Genomic DNA, 21,649 nt, shown 5'->3' with positions numbered 1-21,649 from the left:
AACGGGAGAGCCGTGCCTGGCGTGCCAGGTTAAAACGATACAAAAGAGGGGTTGTGGAGGTCCGGCTTGTTGTACACCAGGTCTGTGGTGAGGTCAGTCTGGTAAATGCCCCTTTCCACCGTGTTCAGGATGGCGTGGGCGGCAGCAGTGTCCCATTCCATGGTAGGGGCGAACCTGGGATAGAGGTTTGCCTTGCCCTCGGCGAGCAGCATGAACTTAAGCGAGCTCCCCATGGAGACAATGGAGGGAGCTTGAAACTGGCCGATAAACGTCTCGGTTTCGGGGCTTAGGTGCGTTCTGGACGCAACAATGGAGAGCCCCTGCTGTTGTGAGACGGCAGCAAAAGTAGTTTTCTGGGGCAGTGGCGGGAGCTGCTCCTGCTGACCGGCTGTTACCTTGCCGGCACCGGTCTCTCTGGAGCCGTAGTATAGCGTATCGGTGCAGGGGACGTAGATAACGCCCGCTACTGGCTTGCCTTGCTGCATCAGCGCTATGTTAACCGTAAACTCGCCGTTGCGCTTGATAAACTCCTTTGTGCCGTCCAGCGGGTCTACGAGCCAGAACCACGGCCATTGCCGCCGTTCCTCATAACGGGTTTGTGCCCCTTCTTCCGACAGGATAGGCAGCCCGGTGGCCGACAGGTACCTGGTGATAACGGTATGGGCAGCCAAGTCGGCTTTGGTCAGGGGCGAGGCATCCGCTTTTAATGTCACATCCAGCCCGGGCGCATTGTAGATGTCCAGGATGGCCTGCCCTGCTTCGCACGCGGCGCGCTTCGCCTGCTCCAGCAGTGCGGGCACGTTGATTTCTGATTGACCCGGGGCTTGTTGCCCTGGCTTGTTTTGCGGCATGTATGTATTCTGTAAAGTGCGTTAAGATACTATGTTGGCTACGGCACTGGCCTCATTTTGCAGGCTCAGCTGCGGCTCAATGGCTGCAATCAGCTTGCCCAGCGACTCCTCAATGGACTCTGTGTCCGTTGCCACCTCTACATCTGGTGCCAGCGGAGGTTCATAGGGTGAACTGATGCCGGTGAAATGGTCTATTTCCCCGCGTCGGGCTTTGGCGTATAGGCCCTTGGTGTCCCTCTTCTCACACTCGGCCAGAGAGCAGTTAACATATACCTGCGTAAACCTGTCCTTCCCGATTACCTCTTTTACCAGCTGCCTTTCCGCCTCGTAGGGTGAAATAAAAGCACAGAGCACCACCAGGCCGGCGTCCAGCATCAGCTTGGCGGCCTCGGCCACGCGGCGCACGTTTTCCTTCCTGTCCTTCTCCGAAAAACCAAGGTCCTTGCTCAGCCCGCTCCGGATGTTGTCGCCGTCCAGCAGGTATACTTTATACCCCTGGTGAAACAGGTAATGCTCCAGGCGCAGGGCCAGCGTACTTTTGCCAGAGCCGGAGAGGCCGGTAAGCCACACCAGCCGGGGCTCCTGCTGCATACTGCTTTTGCGCTGCTCGTAGCAGACCTGCGAGTGGAAGGGGTAAATATGTTTCTTGTTGTTCATAAAGTAAGGGAGCGCTCTTGTTTCCCGTGTCTACGTTGTCTTCTGCAGTAGAGGTTTTGCAAGCTTTGGTGAGCCGACAGCCTCCGGGCAGGGCCCGGCGCAGGCAGCGCACGGGTACCGGTGGTGAAGTTAAGAAACTTTGCACGCACTCTCTTCGTCAGTAGGAGCGCAATCATCCTAAGACAACATGAAAATACTGCAAGGCGGGGTGCCCAAGTGCGGCAATTTCTGGCTATACCAGATCATACAGCAGGTCCTCGAAAGAACCGGGGGCAACACGACAAGCTTTATACAGACGCACCCGATCTACACTTTGGCAAGGGAGTGGGACCTGAACTACCCGACCCAAGCCAGCATTGACATGCTGGACGTGACGGACCTGCAGTACAGCTACCGCATCAGCAGTATTTTCAGAATGCCCGTTCAGGACATACAGGCCTATGTAGCGCAGACCAACCATGTGTGGACGCACTCGCCCATTTGCAAAAGGAGCGGTGAGCTGCTGGGCCTCTTCGATAAGAAAGTGTACATCGTTCGCGACCCCAGAGACAGGGCTGTCTCCGCCTCCAAGTACTACACGTCTGACTACATGCTGAAGTACTACCCGCAGGAGGAGAAGGACCCGAAGCGCTTTCTGGAGAAGAACTTTGAGCAACTGATGCTGGAGTGGGTGTGGCATGTGTACGACCACCTGCGCCTGAGCCAGGAGTACAACATTCACATTGCCTTTTACGAGGGCTTCCTGCTCGACTTTCAGGAGGAGCTGACACGCTTGCTGGACTACCTCGGCCTTGAGCTTGGCGAGGACCAGCGGGCAGACCTGCAGGAAGCCATGAGCTTCTCCACGATGAAGAGCAAAAACCCGAAGCACCTGAAGAAAGGCACCTCGGGCTATTGGATGGAGCAGTTGACGGAGGAGCAGGCGGCGCTAGCCGATACCGTAGCCGGTCCACTGATCCGGTTCCTGGGCTACCCGTCGCAAAAGGGGCAGCCGATGGGGTTCTCCGCCGATCTGCCCCACCACGACTTTGAGCAGCTAAAGCAGGAAATAATAGCGGCACAGACACCGCTCTTCCAAAGCTAAGGTCGTTACCAGACGCCAAGCTGGCGCCCAATGGTTTTGAGCTGCCCGATGTGGTAGCCTGTGTGGTGCAGGGTAGTCATGGCGGCCCAGGAGCGGGTTTTGCCGTTGCCCTGTACTTCGAAAAGCTGCGTTTCCGGGTCTTCCACCAGGCGGATCATCTCCTGCAGGTCTTCTTCGTACCTGTCAATGGCCTGCTGCCACTCCTGGTCGCTTTCCGGTACGTGGTTTTCCGGCCAGTGCGCGTCCGGCCACACGTTAGGGTGCGCGCCGGGAGCCTTCATAAAGTTGAGCAGCGTTTGGTGCCGTGCCTGAATGTGGCCCAGTAGTATCCAGGCAGAAAAATGCAGCCCATCGAGCAGAATGCCGGCCTTGCGGTAGTCGAACTCGCGCAGGAGAATAACGTTGGGGGCAAAGCCTCCTTTCAGCAGTTCTGCCAACTGCTCCCTCACCTGTGTCTCTACACTCTGGTCTGTGGATGTTTGATTCATGCTATACGTTGTTGATGGATCGTTTTGTATCGTGCTTACCCCGCGAAATGTTGTGTATTGCCGGATTTCGTGCAGCAGGGGAGAACTAAGCGGAAAAACCGGCTGTCTGCGTTTTTAAAATGCGTTGAGGTTCTGACTTGGTTGCAACCATCTGTTTTACAGAAAGTAAACCCTTAAAGGATACGGTGAGTTCTTAAACGCTTGGGCCTATGCACGTCACTTTCTTCAGCACAAAAGTATACGACCGGCAGTTCTTTGAGGCGGCGAACGCCAGCGCCGGCCATACCTTCAAGTTCCTGGAGTCGCCGTTGCACGCGCATACCGTTACGCTGGCAGAAGGGAGCAAGGCGGTCTGTGTTTTTGTGAACGATGTGGTAAATGAGAGTGTCCTGCAGGGGCTACGCAAGGCAGGCACAGAACTGGTCGCCCTGCGCTGCGCCGGGTTCAACAACGTGGATATAAAAGCCGCCACAGCACTGGGCATAAAGGTCGTGCGGGTGCCGGCGTATTCCCCTTACTCCGTAGCCGAGCATACCGTAGCGCTTATCCTTACGCTCAACCGCAAAACGCACCGTGCCTATAACCGGGTAAAAGAAGGCAATTTCTCATTGAACGGCCTGATGGGCTTTGACCTCCACGGCAGAACCGTCGGTTTGATCGGCCTGGGAAAAATAGGCTTGGTAACAGCACAGATTCTGACTGGCTTCGGCTGCCGGGTGCTTGGCCATGACCTTCGCGAAAGTGAAGAGGCTGCGGCCATCGGGGTGGCGTTTACAGACCTGGATACCCTTTACGCGAAGTCCGACATTATTTCGCTGCACTGCCCGCTCACCCCGCAAACGTACCACCTGGTAAACGAGGAGGCGATCGCAAAAATGAAGGACGGCGTCATGCTGATCAACACGAGCCGCGGCGCCATAGTTGATACAAAAGCGGTGATAAAGGGGCTGAAAAGCGAAAAGATCAAGTACCTGGGCCTGGATGTGTACGAGGAGGAGGCGGACCTGTTCTTTGAAGACCTTTCCAACAAAGTCATTCAGGACGATGTGTTTATGCGCCTGCTCTCCTTTAACAACGTGCTGATAACAGGCCACCAGGGGTTCTTTACCACCGATGCGCTGCAACGCATTGCACAGGTAACGCTGCAGAACATTTCCGACTTTGAGCAGGGGAGGCCGCTGGCAAACGACGTAACGCTCTGATGTACCCGCCTTTTCGGGCACGGCAGACTTGCCTCCTTTTAGCCTTTTGGTCGTGTTTTCTTAATGGACAGTGCGGGGCTGCGAAATTTATATACAGCAAAAAGGAGCTCCCCGGAACCACCTTTCCCTGCCTGTGGTTGTGAAGCCAATGGAGAAACTGCTATTGACAACCCTGATTTGCACCTTTTTGGGTGTGCTGCCGGCCGCTGCTCAAACACAACTGTCCGGGCACGAGGTCATCGAAAATATCTCAGGAAAATACCAGGAGCTAAACGCCGAGGCCGCCTACGTGACGGCTGCAGGCGCGCCAGTGGCCCAAGCGACGCGTTTTATTGAGCCGGAAGACCAGGTAGTGAAAGACTACGGAAAGCTGCGGCAGATTGCACTTGTCCGGCACGGTGAGCCCGACCTCGTCAAGACAGGCAAGTTTTCCCATGAGCAGGCCCAGCGCTACATCGCGGCCTATGATTCAGTAGGCATTGTGGTTCCCGAAAAGCCTTTCTTTCAAGTGCAGCAGGGGGAGGATGTGAAAGTCTTCGTAAGTCCGCTGAACAGGGCCCGCGCCACGGCCGAGTACCTCTTTGGCACGGACAGCGACATGACTTTCTCCGCGGACTTCCGTGAGTTTGAGCGGAGTATTGGCAAGCGTGCGCTAAAGCTGCGTTTGCCCATTAAAGTATGGACGGCTGTTGCCCGCGTAAAGTGGCTGCTGGGGCTCGACAAGAGCGGCGTGGAGAGCTTTGCAGCGGCTAAGAACAGGGCCAGGAAAGCGGCCAAAACTTTGGCCGATGCAAGTGAGGACAACTCCAAAGTAGTACTGGTGGCACACGGTTTTCTGAACCGCTACATTCAGCAGGACCTGGAGGAGATGGGCTGGCGCGTTGTGCGCGATGGCGGCACCGACTACTTTGCCACTACCATTTTAGTGAAGGTAGAGGAGAAAAGTACCCCGGTTGACAGCCAGCTGGCGCTAAATAATAACTGAGCACCAAGCTAAACTTAAGGCGTTCCCGCAACTGCCTTTGCTTTATGGAATTGATATACCACAGGCCGTTTTAGCTGCAGCTAAAACGGCCTGTGGCGTTACGCTTGCGCCTGACTGCCCTGTTTATACTTTCCGTTTACTCGGCGTAGGCAACCTCATAGTGGCGTACTTCTTTCTCAAAGCTAACCATCATGCGCTGCGCCTTTTCTGATACAACGGCTACTGCTGCCTTCTCACCGGCAAACCGGCTAATATCCTCCATCGACTGCCAGCTGGAGATAACCAGAAACTCGGTTGCGCCAGCTGCCTCTCTGCGTTGCACAGAAGCACCCAGGTAGCCTTTTAACTGCCGAAGCTTTGGAAACAGCTCTTCCCGCAGGTAATGCAGGTAGTTTTCTGCTTCCGCCGGCTTTACCTGCCCCGTCCAGTGTCGTGTAATCATGGTTATTTCTTATTGTGTCTGGGGAGGCTAAAAAAGGTTATTTTTTTCTTAGATGCAACAGCAGTTTGCCTGGCTTTAATTGAAGGGTGCGTAGTTCTATCCTTTTATACCTGGTTACGTACCTCACCTTGTAGCATACGGCTTGCTGGCACATGATGCGGCGGCTGTTAGTTTTAAACCCCAAACCTAAAGCCCCGACCTATGGAAAAATCATTCGTTCTAGCTGTCTTTCTCCTGGCTGCTTTCAGCGCTTTTGCCCAGTCAGGCGTTCCATCACCAGAAGTTCAGATAAAGTCGGCTGTGCTGGCCGCGCCGGCTGAGAAGCGGGAAGGTGCGGCTGTATGGGGGTATAACCAGCAGGGGGAGCTGGTGCAGTTGCGGAAAGGAACGAACGAGATGGTCTGCCTTGCAGACGACCCGGCCCAGAAGGGTTTCTCCTCCTCCTGCTACCACCGTGACCTGGAGCCGTTCATGGCGCGGGGCCGGGCTTTGCGGAAGGCCGGAAAAGACGCCAAGGAGATTTTTGCTACCCGGGAGCGGGAGGCAAAGAGCGGAAAGCTGGCCATGCCGAAGCAGCCTGCCTCACTGTTTGTTTTCTCTGCCGATGACGAAGACTTTGACCGATCCTCCGGGGAGGTGGAGAACGGTTACCTGCGCTACGTGGTGTACATTCCCTTTGCCACCGCTGAAGGCACAGGTTTACCCCTGAAGGCAGCGTCTCCGGGAATGCCCTGGATCATGTACCCCGGCACGCATGGCGCCCACATCATGATCAACCCTCCCAGAGAGTAACACCCGTTTCTTCACCGGCTTGCTGCCAAGGCAGGAGTTACCCCGCTCCATCCGTTTTTCGCTATGTATAAAAACTGATTTTGTGCCTGCATATCTTTAGATTTCATCTATATTTACCTATGCAGCAAGCACTACAGGTAAAACCACTTCTTCTTCTGCTATTGATGATAGGAGTAACCACACAGGCCTGGGCCCAGCAAAAGCGCAAGCGGGCCCGGGAGTACGGCATCGTGGTCGGGGTGCTCCCGACAGGCAAGCATAATGCTATCACCGATGTGGCAGGCGTCCGTGTCGGGCATACCACCCTTGTTCGGGAAGACAGTGTGCGCACGGGCGTTACCGCGATCCTGCCGCACGAAGGCAATGTGTTTCAGGAGAAGGTGCCTGCCGCGGTGTACGTAGGCAACGGTTTCGGGAAGCTGGCCGGAAGCACGCAGGTGGTGGAGTTGGGCAACCTGGAGACGCCGGTGATACTAACCAACACGCTGAGCGTGGGCACGGCCCTGAACGCAGTGGTCGGCTACGAGCTGCAGCAGCCGGATAATGAGGAGGTGCAGTCGGTGAATGCGGTGGTGGGGGAGACGAACGACGGCTACCTGAATGATATCCGGGGCAGGCATGTGACGGAGGCGGACGTAGTGCAGGCGATACAGCAGGCAAAAGGCGGTGCCGTGGACGAGGGCAATGTGGGGGCAGGTACCGGAACGGTTTGCTTTGGCTTTAAGGGCGGCATCGGCACCTCCTCGCGGCAGCTGCCCGGGAGCCTGGGCGGCTATACGGTGGGGGTGCTGGTGCAGACGAACTTCGGCGGTGTGCTGCAGGTAAACGGGGCACCCGTGGGGCAGGAGCTGGGGCAGTATTATTTCAGCCAGAAGATAAAAGACAGTGCCGACGGCTCCTGTATGATCGTAGTGGCCACAGATGCCCCCGTAGATGCCCGAAACCTCGAACGGATGGCCAAGCGCGCCATGATGGGCCTGGCAAAAACCGGCGGGATCGCCTCTAACGGAAGCGGAGACTACGTCATCGCTTTTTCAGCGCACCCGGAGCTGCGTATCCCCTATACTTCACCAGGTAAAACGCAGGCAAACAATACCTTGCGCAACGATGACATGTCGCCTTTGTTCATGGCTGTTATCGAGGCCACGGAAGAAGCGATCATCAACTCCCTGTTTAAAGCAGAAACCATGACGGGCAAGGAGCAAAGAACGGTGGAGGCCCTGCCGCTAGCGAAAGTCCTAAAGATCCTGAAGAAACACAATGCCATCACAGACTAATAATTTTGCTTATGTCCGCGGGGAAATCCTGCCGCTGGACAACGCCTTCCTGCACGTGAGCGACCTTGCCATCCAGAGAGGCTACGGCGTGTTCGACTATGTTAAAGTGTCGCAGGGGCACCCGCTCTTCCTGGAGGATTATCTGGAGCGCTTCCATGCGTCGGCACGCATGCTGCACATGGCCGTGCCGCTGTCTGATAAGGCCTTGCGCGATGTGGTTTACGAACTGATCGAACGCAACGACATGGGCGTGTCGGGGGTGAAAATGATCCTGACGGGTGGCTACTCCGGCAACGGGTACGACCCTGCCGAGCCGAGCCTGGTTATGCTGCAGCAGCCCCTTTCGCTGCCGGGGCAGGAGATGCTTGCGCGCGGCATAAAGATCATCACGCACGCGTATGTGCGGGAGATACCGCAGGCCAAGACGATTAACTACACCATGGGTATCCGCCTGATCGAAGAGATCAGAAGCAAGGGGGCCAGCGACGTGCTTTACCAGCAGAACGGGGTTGTGACGGAGTTCCCGCGCTGCAATTTCTTTATTGTGGCGCAGGATGGCACCGTTGTAACGCCAGATTCAAATGTGCTGCTTGGCGTAACCAGGAAAAATGTGCTGGCACTTGCCGCCAAAAAGTACAAGGTAGTTGAGCGGGCCGTGACGCTGGAAGATGTATACCAGGCAAAGGAGGCCTTCCTGACCAGTACCACAAAGCGGATTCTACCCGTGGTGCAGGTGGATGAAAAGACCATAGCCGACGGTAAGCCCGGCCCGGTGGCGCACGCGCTGCTGGCGGATTTAATCCAGCTGGAGGAGGAATACTGCCGGCAGCAGGTGGTGCGCTAAGCCAGTGCCTAAGTATAAACCCAAGTATACAGCGGCGGGAAAAGGCGCTGTATACTTGGGTTTATACTTAGGCGAGCTCTTTCGTGTAAATCAGGCTGATCAGGTCTTTATATTTTTCCTGAATTACCTTTCGCTTCAGCTTGAGGGTTGGGGTTAGCTCGCCTCCCTCTATCGACCAGTTGTAAGGCAGCAGTACAAATTTCTTAACCTGCTCTACATGGTTAAAGTACTCGTTATACTGGGCCACGGCGTCGTTGATCAGGGCCCAAGCCTGTTTGTCCTTTATAACCGCCTGGTCGCCGGGGTAGGGCTGGCCCTGCTTGGCGTACCACTCTTTTAGCGCCTGGAAAGCAGGGACAATGAGGGCCCCCACGTATTTCTGCAACTCGCCCACCACCATAATCTGCTCTATCCAATGGCTTTCCACCATTTTGTTTTCAATGGGCTGGGGCGCCACGTACTTGCCGCCGCTGGTTTTAAAGAGCTCTTTTTTGCGGTCGGTTATTTTCAGGAACCTGTCTTCCAGCATCGTGCCGATGTCGCCGGTGCGCAGCCAGTCTCCCTCCATTACCTCTGCCGTCAGGTCAGGGCGCTTGTAGTAGCCCATCATCACGTTTGGCCCCTTGCAAAGAATCTCCCCGTCTGGTGCCAGGCGTACCTCCACATCCTTTAGCAGCGGGCCCACTGTGCCGAACATGCGGTTCTTTTCGCTGTAGCGGTTGCCGCTGATGATAGGGGAGGCCTCGGTTAAGCCATAGCCCTCCTGTATCACGATTCCGGCCGCCGTAAAGACTTTTAGCAGCCGCACCTGGCAGGCTGCCGCGCCGGTAATGATTGCCTTTACCTCGCCTCCCAGGGCTTCGCGCCACTTGCTAAAGATCAGCCTGTCGGCCAGGGCCAGCTGTACTTTATAGCTGGGGCCTTGCGGCTGGTTAATCTCGTACTGCTCGGCCAGGCGGAGCGCCCAGAAAAACAGGCGCTTCTTAATGCCCGTCAGCTCGCCCCCCTTGGCCAGAATGCCTTCGTACACCTTCTCCAGCAGCCGCGGAACAGTAGTGAAAAGCGTCGGCTTTACCTCCCGCAGGTTCTCCGCGATCTTTTCCATACTTTCGGCATAGTACACGGACACACCGCTGTAGAAAAAGCAATAGGTGGCCATGCGCTCAAAGGCGTGGTTCAGGGGCAAGAAGCTGATCGCTCTTTTCCCGCGCACCCCAATCTCCTGAATGATGTCTGCGCTGCCGAACACGTTGCTGATAATGTTGCGGTGGGAAAGCATCACGCCTTTCGGCGTACCTGTGGTGCCGGAGGTGTACAGGATCGTTGCCAGGTCCGTTTCGGCTACCGAGTGGCTTAGCTGCTGCACGCGCTGCGCAACTTCCGGTGTCGTGTCGGCAAGCAGCGCTGTCCAGTGCGGGGCACCGGCTACAGGCTTAAAGGCATATATTGCCTGAAGGTCAGGTAGGGCGTCCTGTATGCTGAGCACTTTCCGGTAAAGGGTATCATCCCCCACAAAGATCAGCTTAACGGCGGCATCCGAAAGTATAAACTGGAGCTCGCTGTTGTTGATAGTGGGGTAAACAGGCACCGAAACAGCCCCGATCTGCTGGATGGCCATGTCTACCATCATCCACTCAGGGCAGTTCTGGCTCAGTATGGCGACTTTGTCACGGCCTTCGGTGGTGCCGTCTCCGTTGGAGATGCCCTGCGCAAGCAGCGAAGCACTGATCCGGAGCACATGGTCCTGCACGTCGCTGGTGCTGTACTTTTTCCAGTGGCCATGCTCCTTGGCACTGAGCATGTCGTCCAGCGGGAAATGCTCTAGCTGATAAGCCAGGCAATCGAAGAGGCGCTTCGGCTGTTCCATGGCTGCTGTTTTGATAGTTGTAGTCACTTTTCTTTGTTATTCCCTTTGCTACGCCCCGGCCGTTGCCGCCTTGCGTTGCAGTTCGATAAAGGCCTATGGTAAAGCCTACGTAATGGCTGTAAATTTAGTGCTTTTTAGTGATGCCCGGCTATGGTCTTGGAAATTAGGGCGCCTGGTTACGCCAAGGGCAGGGCAAGATGCTAACAGGGGGCGGAGGGAGGTGGTTTAACGCCGGGTGTTGGCCAGGAGGAGCCGGTGCCTGGGAATCTTGTTTCGGTAGAGGATTGCAGGAGTTGGGTGGATACACAAAAGGCCGGCTATCTGCCCGGCCTTTTGCAATACAATAACTATAGGAGCTGGTTTAGCAGCAGCCGTCTATGCCGCAGCTGTTGCCTTCTCCCTTGATTTCCTCTAGCTGCGGTGCCACCTGCGCGAACACGTTCAGGAAAGCCTCGGCAGGCTGTGCGCCACTTACCAGGTACTTGTCGTTAATGATGAAGGCGGGTACGCCTGTGATGCCTGCATCCTGCGCCCACTGCTCCATCTCACGCACCTCTGCCTTGCCTGCCTCACTTTCAAAAAAGCCTTCCAGCTTTTCGGCCGGTATGCCATTGTCGAGGCCTATTTGCTTCAGCAGCTCAGTGTCGTTCATGTTGTTGCCCTCGGTGAAGTGGCTGTAGAAAAGGGCGTTGGCCACTTTTTCCTGCACACCGTTTTCGCCAGCCAGCCAAATCAGCCTGTGCCCGTTAAACGTGTTGTTCACCTTCGTTAGCTTATCAAAACGAAATTCGATGCCTTCTTCGGCGCCCGCGTTCGTCATGCGTTCATTCATGGCGTCTAGCTGCGAGACGATGTTAGGGCCGTAGGCCTTTTTAAAGTACTCCACTCTGTCCTGGCCCTCCTGCGGGAGGTTGGCATTCAGCTCGTAGGGTTTAAAGCTGATATCAAAGCTATACTTGGCCTCCGTGGCGGCAACGGCCTTTTTCAGGCGCTGCTCCCCCACGTAGCACCAAGGGCAGTTAATATCAGAAACGATGTCTATTTTTATACTTTGTTTGCTCATGTTCAATGTTTGTGTGTTGTCTGGTCACGCTGTGATAACAAATATACGACGTTTTAGTTTAAAACTTGTACCTACAAATGTGTAATCTCCCCGATGCCTGCTTTGTGTGACGCAATGGCAGGCGCTGGAAAGCATTCTGCTAAAAATACAGTGTCACCAGAAAATAAAACATTACCTTTGCAGCCAAATTTTCAGCATATGATTTCAGTAGACGGTGTAACGGTTGAGTTCAACGGCTCAGCCCTTTTCAGCAATATCTCATTCAACATCAACGAGAACGATCGCATTGCCCTCATGGGGAAGAACGGCGCAGGTAAATCGACGCTGCTCAAAACCATTGCGGGGGTAAACAAGCCCACGCGCGGTAAAATATCGGCGCCCAAGGATGCCGTGATCGCCTACCTGCCGCAGCACTTGCTAACAGAGGACAAATGCACCGTGTTTGAGGAAGCCTCCAAGGCCTTTTCCAGAATACTGGACATGAAGGCGCAAATGGACGAACTAAACGCACAGCTGGAGACCCGCACCGACTACGATTCTGATGACTACTACAAATTGATTGAGCAGGTCTCGGAGCTTGGGGAGAAGTACTATTCCATCGAGGAAATAAACTTTGACGCCGAGGTGGAGAAAACGCTGCTGGGCCTGGGCTTCCTGCGCGCTGATTTCACCCGGCCCACGAGCGAGTTCAGCGGCGGCTGGCGCATGCGTATCGAGCTGGCCAAGATCCTGCTGCAGAAGCCGGACCTGATCCTGCTCGACGAGCCGACCAACCACATGGACATTGAGTCCATCCAGTGGCTAGAGGACTTCCTGGTGAACAACGCCAAGGCGGTGATCGTGATCTCGCACGACAAAACCTTTGTGGACAACATCACCAACCGCACCATAGAGGTTACGATGGGCCGCATCTACGACTACAAAGTTAACTACACCCAATACCTGCAGCTGCGCAAAGAGCGCCGCGAGCAGCAGCAGAAGCAGTACGATGACCAGCAGAAGGAAATTGCCGAGATTCAGACGTTCATCGACCGCTTTAAAGGGACTTACTCCAAGACGCTGCAGGTGCAGTCGCGGGTAAAGATGCTGGAGAAAATGGAGATTGTGGAGGTGGATGAGGTGGATACCTCTGCCCTGAACGTGAAGTTCCCGCCGGCCCCGCGCTCCGGAAACTACCCGGTGATCGTCGAGGACCTTACCAAGAAGTACGGCGACCACACCGTGTTTGCGGATGCCTCGCTGACGATTGAGCGCGGAGAGAAAATTGCCTTTGTCGGGAAAAACGGTGAAGGAAAGTCTACCCTCGTGAAAGCCATTATGGGGGAGCTGGACTATGACGGCAAGCTTCAGTTGGGCCACAACTGCATGATCGGCTACTTCGCCCAGAACCAGGCCTCCCTGCTCGACGAGGACCTGACGGTGTTCCAGACGATTGATCAGATAGCCGTTGGCGACGTGCGCACGAAGATCAAAGACCTGCTGGGCGCTTTCATGTTCAGTGGAGATACCGTGGAGAAGAAGGTGAAGGTATTGTCCGGGGGGGAGAAAACGCGCCTGGCGATGATCAAACTGCTGCTGCAGCCTGTCAACCTCCTGATCCTCGACGAACCGACCAACCACCTGGACCTCAAGACCAAGGACATCCTGAAAGATGCGCTCAAGGCTTTCGACGGAACACTGATCCTGGTGTCGCACGACCGGGACTTCCTGGACGGGTTGGCCACGAAGGTGTTTGAGTTTGGCAACAAGCGCATTAAGGAGCACTTCGAGGATATTAACGGCTTCCTGCGCAATAAGAAAATGGAGAACCTGCGCGAAATAGAGCGAAGCGTGGCAAAGTAACATCGGATAACCGGCTGGCTCGCACTTCGGCGTAACAGCGGCAAAACCATACAACAAAGAAGCGCCCTTCTGACCAAGAGAAGGGCGCTTCTTCTTTTTTTAGGCTGCTTTAGCTGCTGAGGGCCTCACGGCCCGCCCCAGAGCGAGGCAAGTGTGGATTTTTGTTTCAGGCGCTACTATGTTGTATAGCAGGAGTTTGCGTGCCGGCGGCTCCTGCGTTTTGCTGCAAAAGGCGCTATGCATAGGCCCTATTTGAAATATATGCGTATTTTAGGGGTAAACGCTGTAGAACCAGATGCGCCCTGCATGAATCACGTAGAGAGAGTACTCGTTATTGACGACGACCCAACCAGCATTTTCCTGACCACGCGGATACTGAAAAGCATGGGTATAGGAGAGCAGACCCAGACGGCCAGGAACGGGCTGGAGGGGCTGGAGCTCTTTAAGGAGGCTGTTGCACAGAACCGGGTTCCGCAGCTTGTCCTGCTCGACCTCAAAATGCCGGTCATGGACGGCTTTGGCTTCCTGGCCGAGCTGGAGAAGCTCGGCAGCGAAAGCCTGGCGCAGGCGAAGGTGGTGCTGCTGAGCAGCTCTCAGAACCCGTGGGAAATGGAGAAGGCAAAGAAGTATGTGGCGGCGGCGTTTTGCCATAAGCCACTGACGAAGGAAAAGCTGCAGCGAGTCCTGGATACCGCCCGGTAAAGCCTACTCTTTTGGCAGCTTAATGTAAAAGGTCGTACCAACCCCTTCCTGGCTTTGGAAGGTAATCTCGCCCTTGTGCAGCTCCACAATTGTTTTAATGATGGACATCCCCAGTCCGGTCGCTTTCTCCCCCCTTAGCCCGGCTCTGCGGGCCACGGTAAACCTCTCGAACAGGTGGGGTTGTACCTTTGCAGGAATGCCGATGCCGGTATCCGCCACCGTTACAAGCACATGGCCCTCTTCCTCCTGCACCGAAACAGTGATATTTCCGTTGTCGGGGGTGAACTTGATGGCGTTGGAGACCAGGTTGTTCATCACCTGCAGGAACTTCATCATGTCCAGGTAAAGGAAAACAGGCCGCTCCGGTAGCACCAGGTGGAAGGACTTAGCCAGGCGGCTCTGGCGCTCTCTGTAGTTGTCCATCATGATGGCGAGTTTATTGCACAGGTCAACCCGCTCTTTGTGCAGCACCACCTGGGAAGACTCCAGAAACTCATGGTCCACAAAGTCGCGGATCATGTCAGAGCCACGCAGTGCATCCTGCTTTATAAAGTTCAGCAGTTGCTGAATGTCAGCCTCTCCCGCCTGTATCTGCTCTTCTATGGCGTTTATCATACCCTGGATGTTGGCGAAAGGGGCAGCCAGGTCATGCGAGAGTATCTCAAGGGTGGAATTCTTCTTGTTGTTGTACTTCATGATGTTCCGGATGTACTCCTTGTACTCCGTAATGTCTTCGGCAAGGCCCGCTATAAGTTGCTGGTCGCCTTCCTGCACCATAACGGCGGAAACACAAAGCCACCGCACCTCCTGGTTCCCAAGTACGACCCGGAACTCTACCTGCTCTTCCTCATGGCTCAGCAACAGCGACGTATACTTATGCGCCAGAAAATCAATGTCTTCTTCGTGCACATAGTTTACAAAAGAATGAGGGGATGCCTTTATACTTTCAGAAGAGATGCCCAATACCTGCTCAAACCCAGGGGAGATGTGACGAAACGTTTTGGTGCTGGTGTCGAAGCTAAAATATACCTGGCCGAAGCGCTCAGCCACTTGCTCTATAAAGGATATGTCAGGAGAGTTTCTGTCTTTCATAAGTATAACCTACTGCTGTTTACTGCATGCGCCAGTAGCGCGTTTTTAAAAGCTTTTGTGGTATACTGTACTTTGCAATCTGTTTTAAGTTGACCCTCACCTAAAAAGAAACGCCTTTTTCGGAATTGTGCACCTGGCGGAGGCTGTACTTCGGGCACCTGCTGGGGGAGGCGGAGCGCGTAATGGTTGCTCTCCGCCGGGTGGAGGCGGAGAGGCAGGTCTGCGTACTTTCACAAAAGCGGAGCTATGTGGAGCCGTGCTTATTTGGTGTGATTCTAAATTGCTTTAAAACAGTGGTTTATGCGCAACATGAAGGAAGCAAAACGAAGTATAAATAACAGATATGAGGATGTAGAACTAAAAGAACACGTTATGGAAGCAACATGCAATCACTGCACCCACTGGGAGCAAGATCAGAATAAAGTACAGCTGCAGAGCAACGACTTTGGCGTATGCGACGAACTGACCGGGCAGCATGCCCTGGAGCCGTCTTACGTGCTGCCGCTGGTGCATGAGGGGGCAAGCCAGGACAAAAAGCCGAAACAGTTTGAGATGATAACCGGAGCCTCTTTTGGCTGCAACCATTTTAGCGAACGCAAGAATTGGGTAAAGTAACCTGTTCCGCCTTTTGCCCGGCTGAATTATTGTTTAAGAACCTTACAGCAAGAAGCCGCTCCTTTTAAGTGAGCGGCTTCTTGTGCGTAGGAGCTGCTCCTTATCACCTGCTTTGCTTTAAGAGAGGTCTGTCCGTGGCATGTGCCGGGAGTGCTACAGAGTGCAACTTGCGGGAATGGTGCGGCAGTGCTCTATACATGCTTACAAGAAGTATAACACATCACGTACGTTTGCACCCCTTTGGCAGAAATGCCTACCTTTTGGCGGTAGTTTAGCCTTCGGTTCTGTTGCACTGCATGGCGCCATCATCTTACAACAAGCTGCTGCTGCAGGCGCTGCCCCTGCGAGAGAGCGGCAGGTACATTCCTTAGAACTTGAAGCGCTAAGTTTTAGGCGGCGCTGCACCCTTAAGGTAGCAGCGCGACTCTTTTGCAGGTTTTCCGGGCTGCCTGATTATACACTGCCTGATAGCCTGCTTTTCTGCTGCTGTGTTAGCTTGTAATCTATTTGTAAAGTGCTGACAGATAGATGATAACCTCTTTTGTGTTTGCACTTTAACTGCGCCGGGTGCTGCTTACAGGAGAGGCTGCCTGACAAGTGTTTAATTGCAACGTTTTTAGCCGTTTTAATCACCTTCAGGGGCAAGTAAACGTAAAAAATACTGAGCCTCCTTTTATAACTAATAAACGGTCCAAAGATGGTAATAAACAACTACCTTCCCACCAATAAGGACAGGAAAGAAACGAAGCGTAGGCCCATCTTCAAGTGGATTTTCTTTGGAATTCTGCTCCTGGGAATGGGAGTCGCCGTTGCTGCCCTGTTGTATGAGGTGCAAACCTCCCGGCTGCAGGCGCGTGAATTCTCTCGCTATGCCGCCACCTTAACCTACACGCTGGATGCCGGCCCGAGCGATAAGACGGTATACCCTAAAAGCGGTCCATTCGACAACCGCCTCGGCTATGCGCAGCTACCGAGGCTGCTGGACCGCATACGGGCGAAGGGTATGCTGATCGAGTCGCAGGCCAGGTTTTCGCCGGCCCTGCTGGCGTACACCTCCAAAGGGTATTTTGCCCCTTACCCGGAGAAGAGCCAGGCCGGGCTGCACATCCTGGACAGCCAGGGAAAGCTGTTCTATCACTTCAAGTATCCCAGGAGAGTATACCCCGCGTTTGAGTCTGTTCCTTCGCTGGTGGTACAGTCGCTGCTGTTTATTGAGAACCGCGAGTTGCTGAACACCGAAAAGCCCTACATGAACCCCGCCGTGGACTGGGTGCGCTTCTCGAAAGCCTCGCTGCACGAAGCCGCCAACATCATCGGCCTGAATTACAAAACCATTGGCGGCAGCACACTGGCGACACAAATCGAGAAGTACCGCCACTCCCCGGAAGGGATAACGACGGGGCCCTTCGAGAAGCTGCAGCAGATGGCATCGGCCAGTGTGCGCGCCTACCGCAAGGGGCCGGAGACACTGCCCGCCCGCCAGGAGCTGGTGCTGTCTTACGTTAACACGGTGCCGCTCTCCGGCGCGCCGGGCTATGGCGAGGTGCACGGCCTGGGCGACGGGCTATGGGTATGGTTCGGAACGGACTTCGACCAGGTGAACCAGCTGTTGCGCCTCCCAAACGCGAACGGAGACACGCTGCAGGCGCAGGGTCAGGCACTGCGGCAGGTCCTTTCCCTGATGATCGCGCAGCGCCGCCCGTCTTACTACCTGGGGCCAAACGGCCGGGCAGAACTCAGCAGGCTGACCGGAGGCTACCTGCGCCTGCTGGCTCAAAACGGCTACTTACGGCCCGAACTGCGGGATGCCGGCCTTGCCCAGGAAGTTAACTTTCGCGACTTCAGCAGCAACCCCGCCGTGGCGCCAAAGGATACCGATAAAGGCGCGCTCATGGTGCGCACCCACCTTTCGAGCCTGCTGGGTAAGCCGCTCTACGACCTGGACCGCATGGACCTGGCCGCCACCTCCACGCTGGAGAACAGCCTGCAGGTGCAGGTAAGCGATTACCTCAACCGCCTGAACGACCCGTCGTTTGCCAGTACCGTGGGCATTCTGGGGGAGCGCATGCTTACGCCTGGTGGCACGGGGGAGGTGCGCTACAGCTTTACGCTCTTTGAACGTACGCCGCAGGGCAACCTGGTGCGGGTGCAGACAGACAATACCGACCAGCCCTTTGATATAAATGAAGGCAGCAAGCTGGAGCTGGGTTCCACGGCCAAACTGCGGGTGCTGGTTACTTACCTCGAGATAATAGCAGAGCTACACGAGCGCCATGCCGGACAGCCGGCGCAGGCACTGCGCGATTCTCTGGCGGCATCCCAGGACAGGCTGAGCAGCTGGGTGTTGCAGTACCTGCTCCGGGCTGGCGATAAAAGCCTGGAGGCCACACTGCAGGCTTCCCTGGAGCGCCGCTACCCGGCCAGCACAGGAGAGGTTTTCTTTACCGGCGGAGGGCTGCATACCTTCCATAACTACAGCGACAAGAACAACGGCAGGAGGCCGACAGTGCGGGAGGCTTTCCTTGCATCTATCAACCTGCCTTTTGTGCGGATCATGCGTGATATCGTGCGGTATACCACGGCTCAGAAAGTTGATAACGTGGCGCAGCTGTTGGCGGACAACCGGGATCCGCGCCGCCGGGCCTACCTGATGGCCTTTGCCGACCGCGAAGGAACCGAGTACCTGCAGCGCTTCTGGCAGAAGTACGAGGGGCAGAACCCGGAAGAGCGTTTCAATACGCTGTTACACACGATGCGCAAAGGCCCTGTGCGCGTGGCTGCTGCGCACCGCTACCTGTACCCTGAAACTGACTCTGTCAGCTTTGGCGAGATGCTGCGCGAGCGGCTGCCTAACGAGGAAATCACCGCAGAAAGAGTAAGTGAGCTGTACCACATGTACGGCCCTGAGGCCTTTAACCTGTCTGACCAGGGCTACATTACAAAGGTGCACCCGCTGGAGCTGTGGCTCCTGAGCTACCTGCGCCAGCACCCCGATGCCACCTGGGCCCAGGTGGAAGAGGCTGGCAAGGACGTACGGCAGGAGGTGTACACTTGGCTCTTCCGCACCCGCTTTAAGCATGCGCGCGACTCCCGAATCCGTACCATGCTGGAGCTGGATGCCTTCCACGACATTCACCAGCGCTGGAGTAGGGTTGGCTATCCCTTCGGTCAGCTGGTGCCCTCGCTGGCCACAGCCCTGGGTTCTTCCGGCGACCGGCCGGAGGCGCTGGCCGAGCTTATGGGTATCATCATGAACGATGGCCTGCGCCGCCGCACCCTCCGCATAGAAGGACTGCACTTTGCCGCCCAGACTCCTTATGAAACGGCGCTGAAGTGGCAACCGGAGGCAGGGGAGCAGGTGATGGCACCGGAGGTTGCCGCTGTGCTGCGGGAGGCGCTGCTGGAGGTAGTGGATGAGGGCACCGCACGGCGCCTGCGGGGCGGTTTTACCCAAACGGACGGAAACCCGCTGCGCATGGGAGGCAAAACCGGCACCGGCGATAACAGGGTCGTGACGCTAAGCACGAGGGGGCGCCGCATTGCCTCCCGCAGCATTAACCGCACTGCCACGCTGGTTTTCTTCCTCGGCGACAGGCATTTTGGTACCCTGACGGCCTTTGTGCCGGGTAGAGAGGCTGCCGATTTCCATTTTACCTCGTCGCTGCCGGTGCAGGTGCTGCGCGGCATGGCGCCTATTATTGAGCCTTACCTACGGCCAAACCCGGACAGCCTGACGGATGTACAGCCTCTGATCGCCAAAGCAGGGGAGACGGAAGCGCTATCTGGAGGAGAAACCGAAGTAGCCGGGGTGCCTGCAGCTGTACCGTCGGGTACTGCAGGTGAGGCGCAGGTGACGGAGGCAAACGTGGTGGCGGAGGAAGAACCGGTCTTGCCTTCACCCACTGAAGCCCCCCAACCCGTCTCACGCGTGAACAGGTTGCTGCTGGAAGAACTGTAACGAGTATCATCGTACGGGGAAAAGGGAACTTTACTTTTCCCCGCCTACAGGGCTTGAGCCTGCATACACCAGATACAGAGCAGTTGTGACAAGGCGTTTTACGGCTGCCGGAGCGGGAGCCGTATAGAGGCAGAAGACAGGGGAAACGCTGAAATGGCCGTCAGGGTCGGAGGGAGCGTTGGGAACGTGGCGGATTTTTCCTTATCTTAGGATTACTCCGTTGAGGGGGTAAAATGTTGTAGAAGAGAACCAGAAGAAAGGGATAGCGCATGGCACAGCAGGTTTGGAAGTATGTTTGGGTAACTTTGATCATCGTAATAGCGCTGCAGTTGTGCAGCCAGCAGCAGGCAGGGCATGCGGAGGAAGCTGCCGTGGAAGATAAAAAAGAAGACAGGCTGGTGCTGAGCCCTCCTCCCTTACCACCCTCGCTGAGCTTTGCCGGAGAGCCGGTGCCGCTCGATGTGCCGGACGTGGCTGAGCGGCTGGACCGGGAGCTGCTAGTGAACTCCTACTTGCATGCCACCACCCTTCTTGGCCTGAAGCGCATGCAGCGCTACGTGCCGGAGATCAGGGCTTTGCTGCGAGAGAATGGAGTGCCGGAGGATTTTGTGTACCTGGCGCTCGCCGAGAGCCTCTTCGGGCATGTTACCTCGCCAGCTGGTGCTGCAGGTTTCTGGCAGCTGATGCCGGAAACAGCGCGGGGCTACGGGCTCGTGGTTAACGGCGAGGTGGATGAGCGCTTCCATGTGCAGAAGGCAACGCTGGCGGCCGTCCGGTACCTGAAAACAGCACATGAGCGCTTTGGCTCCTGGACCAATGCCGCCGCCTCCTACAACCGTGGCATGAGCGGGTTGAACCGCGCCCTGGAGCGCCAGGGGGTAACATCCTACTATGACCTTTACCTGAACGATGAAACCTCCCGCTACATGTTCCGGATTTTGGCCCTGAAAGAAATCCTGGGCAACCCCGACAAGTACGGCTTTGCGCTGAGCGAAGCATCCGGCTATCGCCCGCTTCCTTCGCGCCCTTTAACAGTATCCGCTACCATTCCTGATTTGCCTGCGTTTGCGCTGGAACAAGGAATCAACTATAAAACACTGCGCCTCTACAACCCTTGGGTAAAAAGCTATAGGCTAACGGTGCCACAGGGCAGGGAGTATGTGCTGGAGCTGCCGGAGTAGCTACCTGCACGGAAAGGAGCCGGGGCAGCGGAAGATGTTTGCAACTGTTTGTCTTCTATTCCGGAATGCAAAGTACTGTAAGTGCTAAGAGATACACCAATAAAAAGAGCCGTAGACAGTGTTTGTCTACGGCTCTTTTAGTATGTCCGGGTTTTGCCTGGTCGCCTATTGCAGGAGCGCAATGCCTTCCTGGTTCTGCTGCTGCTTGGCCAGGTCCAGGGCCGTTAGCCCGCGCTGATCACGCAGGTTTTTGTCTGCCCCATTGCTAAGCAGCAACTTTATCACTTCGTTGCGGCCAAACATAGCGGCCATCATCAGGGCTGTGCCACCGTTGGCATTCTGCAGGTTCGGGTTTGCCCCTTTGCTCAGGAGCAGTTCAGCCATGGCAGGGTTGCCTTTAAATGCGGTACCCATCAAAGCGGTGTTGCCTGTGGCATCCTGGTGGTTCAGGTCTGCGCCTGCCTCCAGCAAAAGCTTTGCGGCCTCTGCCTGCCCGTTGTAAACGGCAATGATTAGCGGCGTAAAGCCTTTCTGGTCCTGGGCATTTACCTCTGCCTTGTTTTGCAGCAGTTGCTTGATGGTTGCCACATCGCCGGTTCTGGCAGCTGCCGTAAGGTCTGGTGCCTGGGCAAAAACAAGGGCAGGCAGCATCAGGAAAAGGAAGTTAAGGAATAGTGATTTCATGTGTGAAGTATAAACTGTTCGTA

19 protein-coding genes are annotated in these 21,649 nt (G+C 55.6%); 11 read left to right on the top strand and 8 right to left on the bottom strand.

Translation table 11 applies throughout. From position 1 onward, the window contains the following. Nucleotides 1-29: 29 nt before the first annotated feature. Together cysQ and cysC are read right to left on the bottom strand one after the other, a co-directional pair. On the bottom strand, nucleotides 30-851 hold the full coding sequence (gene cysQ, locus CA264_RS08600) for a 3'(2'),5'-bisphosphate nucleotidase CysQ (protein ID WP_084196186.1): 822 nt from the start codon (nucleotides 849-851) through the stop codon (nucleotides 30-32). A 21-nt stretch (nucleotides 852-872) separates the two neighbouring features. Continuing rightward, the gene (cysC, locus tag CA264_RS08595; RefSeq protein ID WP_025606350.1) at nucleotides 873-1,508 is read right to left on the bottom strand and encodes an adenylyl-sulfate kinase; all 636 of its coding nucleotides are present in this window, start codon (nucleotides 1,506-1,508) and stop codon (nucleotides 873-875) included. A 187-nt stretch (nucleotides 1,509-1,695) separates the two neighbouring features. On the opposite strand from cysC, the gene CA264_RS08590 reads away from it, so the two are divergent. Further along, entirely contained in the window at nucleotides 1,696-2,592 is an 897-nt protein-coding gene (locus tag CA264_RS08590) for a sulfotransferase domain-containing protein (RefSeq protein ID WP_025606349.1), read from the top strand. A 5-nt stretch (nucleotides 2,593-2,597) separates the two neighbouring features. Here CA264_RS08590 and CA264_RS08585 read toward each other — a convergent pair whose 3' ends face one another. Beyond that, on the bottom strand, nucleotides 2,598-3,080 hold the full coding sequence (locus CA264_RS08585; protein ID WP_025606348.1) for a hypothetical protein: 483 nt from the start codon (nucleotides 3,078-3,080) through the stop codon (nucleotides 2,598-2,600). 209 nt (nucleotides 3,081-3,289) lie between these two features. Between CA264_RS08585 and CA264_RS08580 the strand changes: the two genes are divergently transcribed. Beyond that, nucleotides 3,290-4,282 carry a 2-hydroxyacid dehydrogenase gene (locus tag CA264_RS08580; protein WP_025606347.1) on the top strand — a complete coding sequence of 331 codons (993 nt, stop codon included), beginning with the start codon at nucleotides 3,290-3,292 and terminating at the stop codon, nucleotides 4,280-4,282. Between the two features lie 148 nt (nucleotides 4,283-4,430). Then, nucleotides 4,431-5,267 carry a histidine phosphatase family protein gene (locus tag CA264_RS08575; protein WP_036776302.1) on the top strand — a complete coding sequence of 279 codons (837 nt, stop codon included), beginning with the start codon at nucleotides 4,431-4,433 and terminating at the stop codon, nucleotides 5,265-5,267. A 136-nt stretch (nucleotides 5,268-5,403) separates the two neighbouring features. On the opposite strand, the gene CA264_RS08570 is transcribed toward CA264_RS08575, so the two are convergent. After that, nucleotides 5,404-5,709 carry an antibiotic biosynthesis monooxygenase family protein gene (locus tag CA264_RS08570; RefSeq protein WP_025606343.1) on the bottom strand — a complete coding sequence of 102 codons (306 nt, stop codon included), beginning with the start codon at nucleotides 5,707-5,709 and terminating at the stop codon, nucleotides 5,404-5,406. A gap of 201 nt (nucleotides 5,710-5,910) precedes the next feature. Here CA264_RS08570 and CA264_RS08565 point away from each other — a divergent pair, with 201 nt between their 5' ends. The 3 genes from CA264_RS08565 to CA264_RS08555 all read left to right on the top strand — a co-directional run bounded on the left by CA264_RS08565 (nucleotide 5,911) and on the right by CA264_RS08555 (nucleotide 8,622). Continuing rightward, nucleotides 5,911-6,501 carry a hypothetical protein gene (locus CA264_RS08565; protein ID WP_025606341.1) on the top strand — a complete coding sequence of 197 codons (591 nt, stop codon included), beginning with the start codon at nucleotides 5,911-5,913 and terminating at the stop codon, nucleotides 6,499-6,501. Nucleotides 6,502-6,620: 119 nt separating this feature from the next. Then, a complete protein-coding gene (locus CA264_RS08560; protein WP_036775959.1) occupies nucleotides 6,621-7,778 on the top strand; it encodes a DmpA family aminopeptidase in 1,158 nt (385 codons plus the stop codon). After that, on the top strand, nucleotides 7,762-8,622 hold the full coding sequence (locus CA264_RS08555) for an aminotransferase class IV (protein ID WP_025606337.1): 861 nt from the start codon (nucleotides 7,762-7,764) through the stop codon (nucleotides 8,620-8,622). The genes CA264_RS08560 and CA264_RS08555 overlap by 17 nt, the downstream gene beginning before the upstream one ends. A 67-nt stretch (nucleotides 8,623-8,689) precedes the next feature. Here CA264_RS08555 and CA264_RS08550 read toward each other — a convergent pair whose 3' ends face one another. Further along, the gene (locus tag CA264_RS08550) at nucleotides 8,690-10,489 is read right to left on the bottom strand and encodes an AMP-dependent synthetase/ligase (RefSeq protein ID WP_025606336.1); all 1,800 of its coding nucleotides are present in this window, start codon (nucleotides 10,487-10,489) and stop codon (nucleotides 8,690-8,692) included. A gap of 361 nt (nucleotides 10,490-10,850) precedes the next feature. Beyond that, complete coding sequence (locus CA264_RS08545; RefSeq protein WP_025606335.1) at nucleotides 10,851-11,552, bottom strand: DsbA family oxidoreductase; 702 nt, start codon at nucleotides 11,550-11,552, stop codon at nucleotides 10,851-10,853. A 198-nt stretch (nucleotides 11,553-11,750) separates the two neighbouring features. Here CA264_RS08545 and CA264_RS08540 point away from each other — a divergent pair, with 198 nt between their 5' ends. Both CA264_RS08540 and CA264_RS08535 read left to right on the top strand, forming a co-directional pair. Further along, a complete protein-coding gene (locus tag CA264_RS08540) occupies nucleotides 11,751-13,394 on the top strand; it encodes an ABC-F family ATP-binding cassette domain-containing protein (RefSeq protein WP_025606333.1) in 1,644 nt (547 codons plus the stop codon). A 306-nt stretch (nucleotides 13,395-13,700) separates the two neighbouring features. Further along, nucleotides 13,701-14,096: a response regulator gene (locus CA264_RS08535; protein WP_025606331.1), complete on the top strand. Its 396-nt coding sequence runs from the start codon at nucleotides 13,701-13,703 to the stop codon at nucleotides 14,094-14,096. Nucleotides 14,097-14,099: 3 nt separating this feature from the next. On the opposite strand, the gene CA264_RS08530 is transcribed toward CA264_RS08535, so the two are convergent. Next, the gene (locus tag CA264_RS08530; RefSeq protein ID WP_025606330.1) at nucleotides 14,100-15,188 is read right to left on the bottom strand and encodes a PAS domain-containing sensor histidine kinase; all 1,089 of its coding nucleotides are present in this window, start codon (nucleotides 15,186-15,188) and stop codon (nucleotides 14,100-14,102) included. Between the two features lie 372 nt (nucleotides 15,189-15,560). Here CA264_RS08530 and CA264_RS08525 point away from each other — a divergent pair, with 372 nt between their 5' ends. The 3 genes from CA264_RS08525 (at nucleotide 15,561) to CA264_RS08515 (ending at nucleotide 20,942) form a co-directional block, all read left to right on the top strand. Then, a complete protein-coding gene (locus CA264_RS08525) occupies nucleotides 15,561-15,803 on the top strand; it encodes a hypothetical protein (RefSeq protein WP_025606328.1) in 243 nt (80 codons plus the stop codon). Between the two features lie 697 nt (nucleotides 15,804-16,500). Next, a complete protein-coding gene (locus tag CA264_RS08520; RefSeq protein WP_025606327.1) occupies nucleotides 16,501-19,761 on the top strand; it encodes a transglycosylase domain-containing protein in 3,261 nt (1,086 codons plus the stop codon). Nucleotides 19,762-20,030: 269 nt separating this feature from the next. Next, nucleotides 20,031-20,942, top strand: coding sequence for a lytic transglycosylase domain-containing protein (locus CA264_RS08515; protein WP_025606325.1), 912 nt, complete (start codon nucleotides 20,031-20,033; stop codon nucleotides 20,940-20,942). Between the two features lie 165 nt (nucleotides 20,943-21,107). On the opposite strand, the gene CA264_RS08510 is transcribed toward CA264_RS08515, so the two are convergent. Then, nucleotides 21,108-21,626 carry an ankyrin repeat domain-containing protein gene (locus CA264_RS08510; protein ID WP_025606324.1) on the bottom strand — a complete coding sequence of 173 codons (519 nt, stop codon included), beginning with the start codon at nucleotides 21,624-21,626 and terminating at the stop codon, nucleotides 21,108-21,110. Nucleotides 21,627-21,649 lie beyond the last annotated feature (23 nt).

The organism is Pontibacter actiniarum, assembly GCF_003585765.1.
Taxonomy (GTDB): Bacteria; Bacteroidota; Bacteroidia; order Cytophagales; family Hymenobacteraceae; genus Pontibacter; species Pontibacter actiniarum.
Note: the sequence above shows the minus strand (reverse complement) of the source record. Positions and strands in the feature narration are given on the sequence as shown.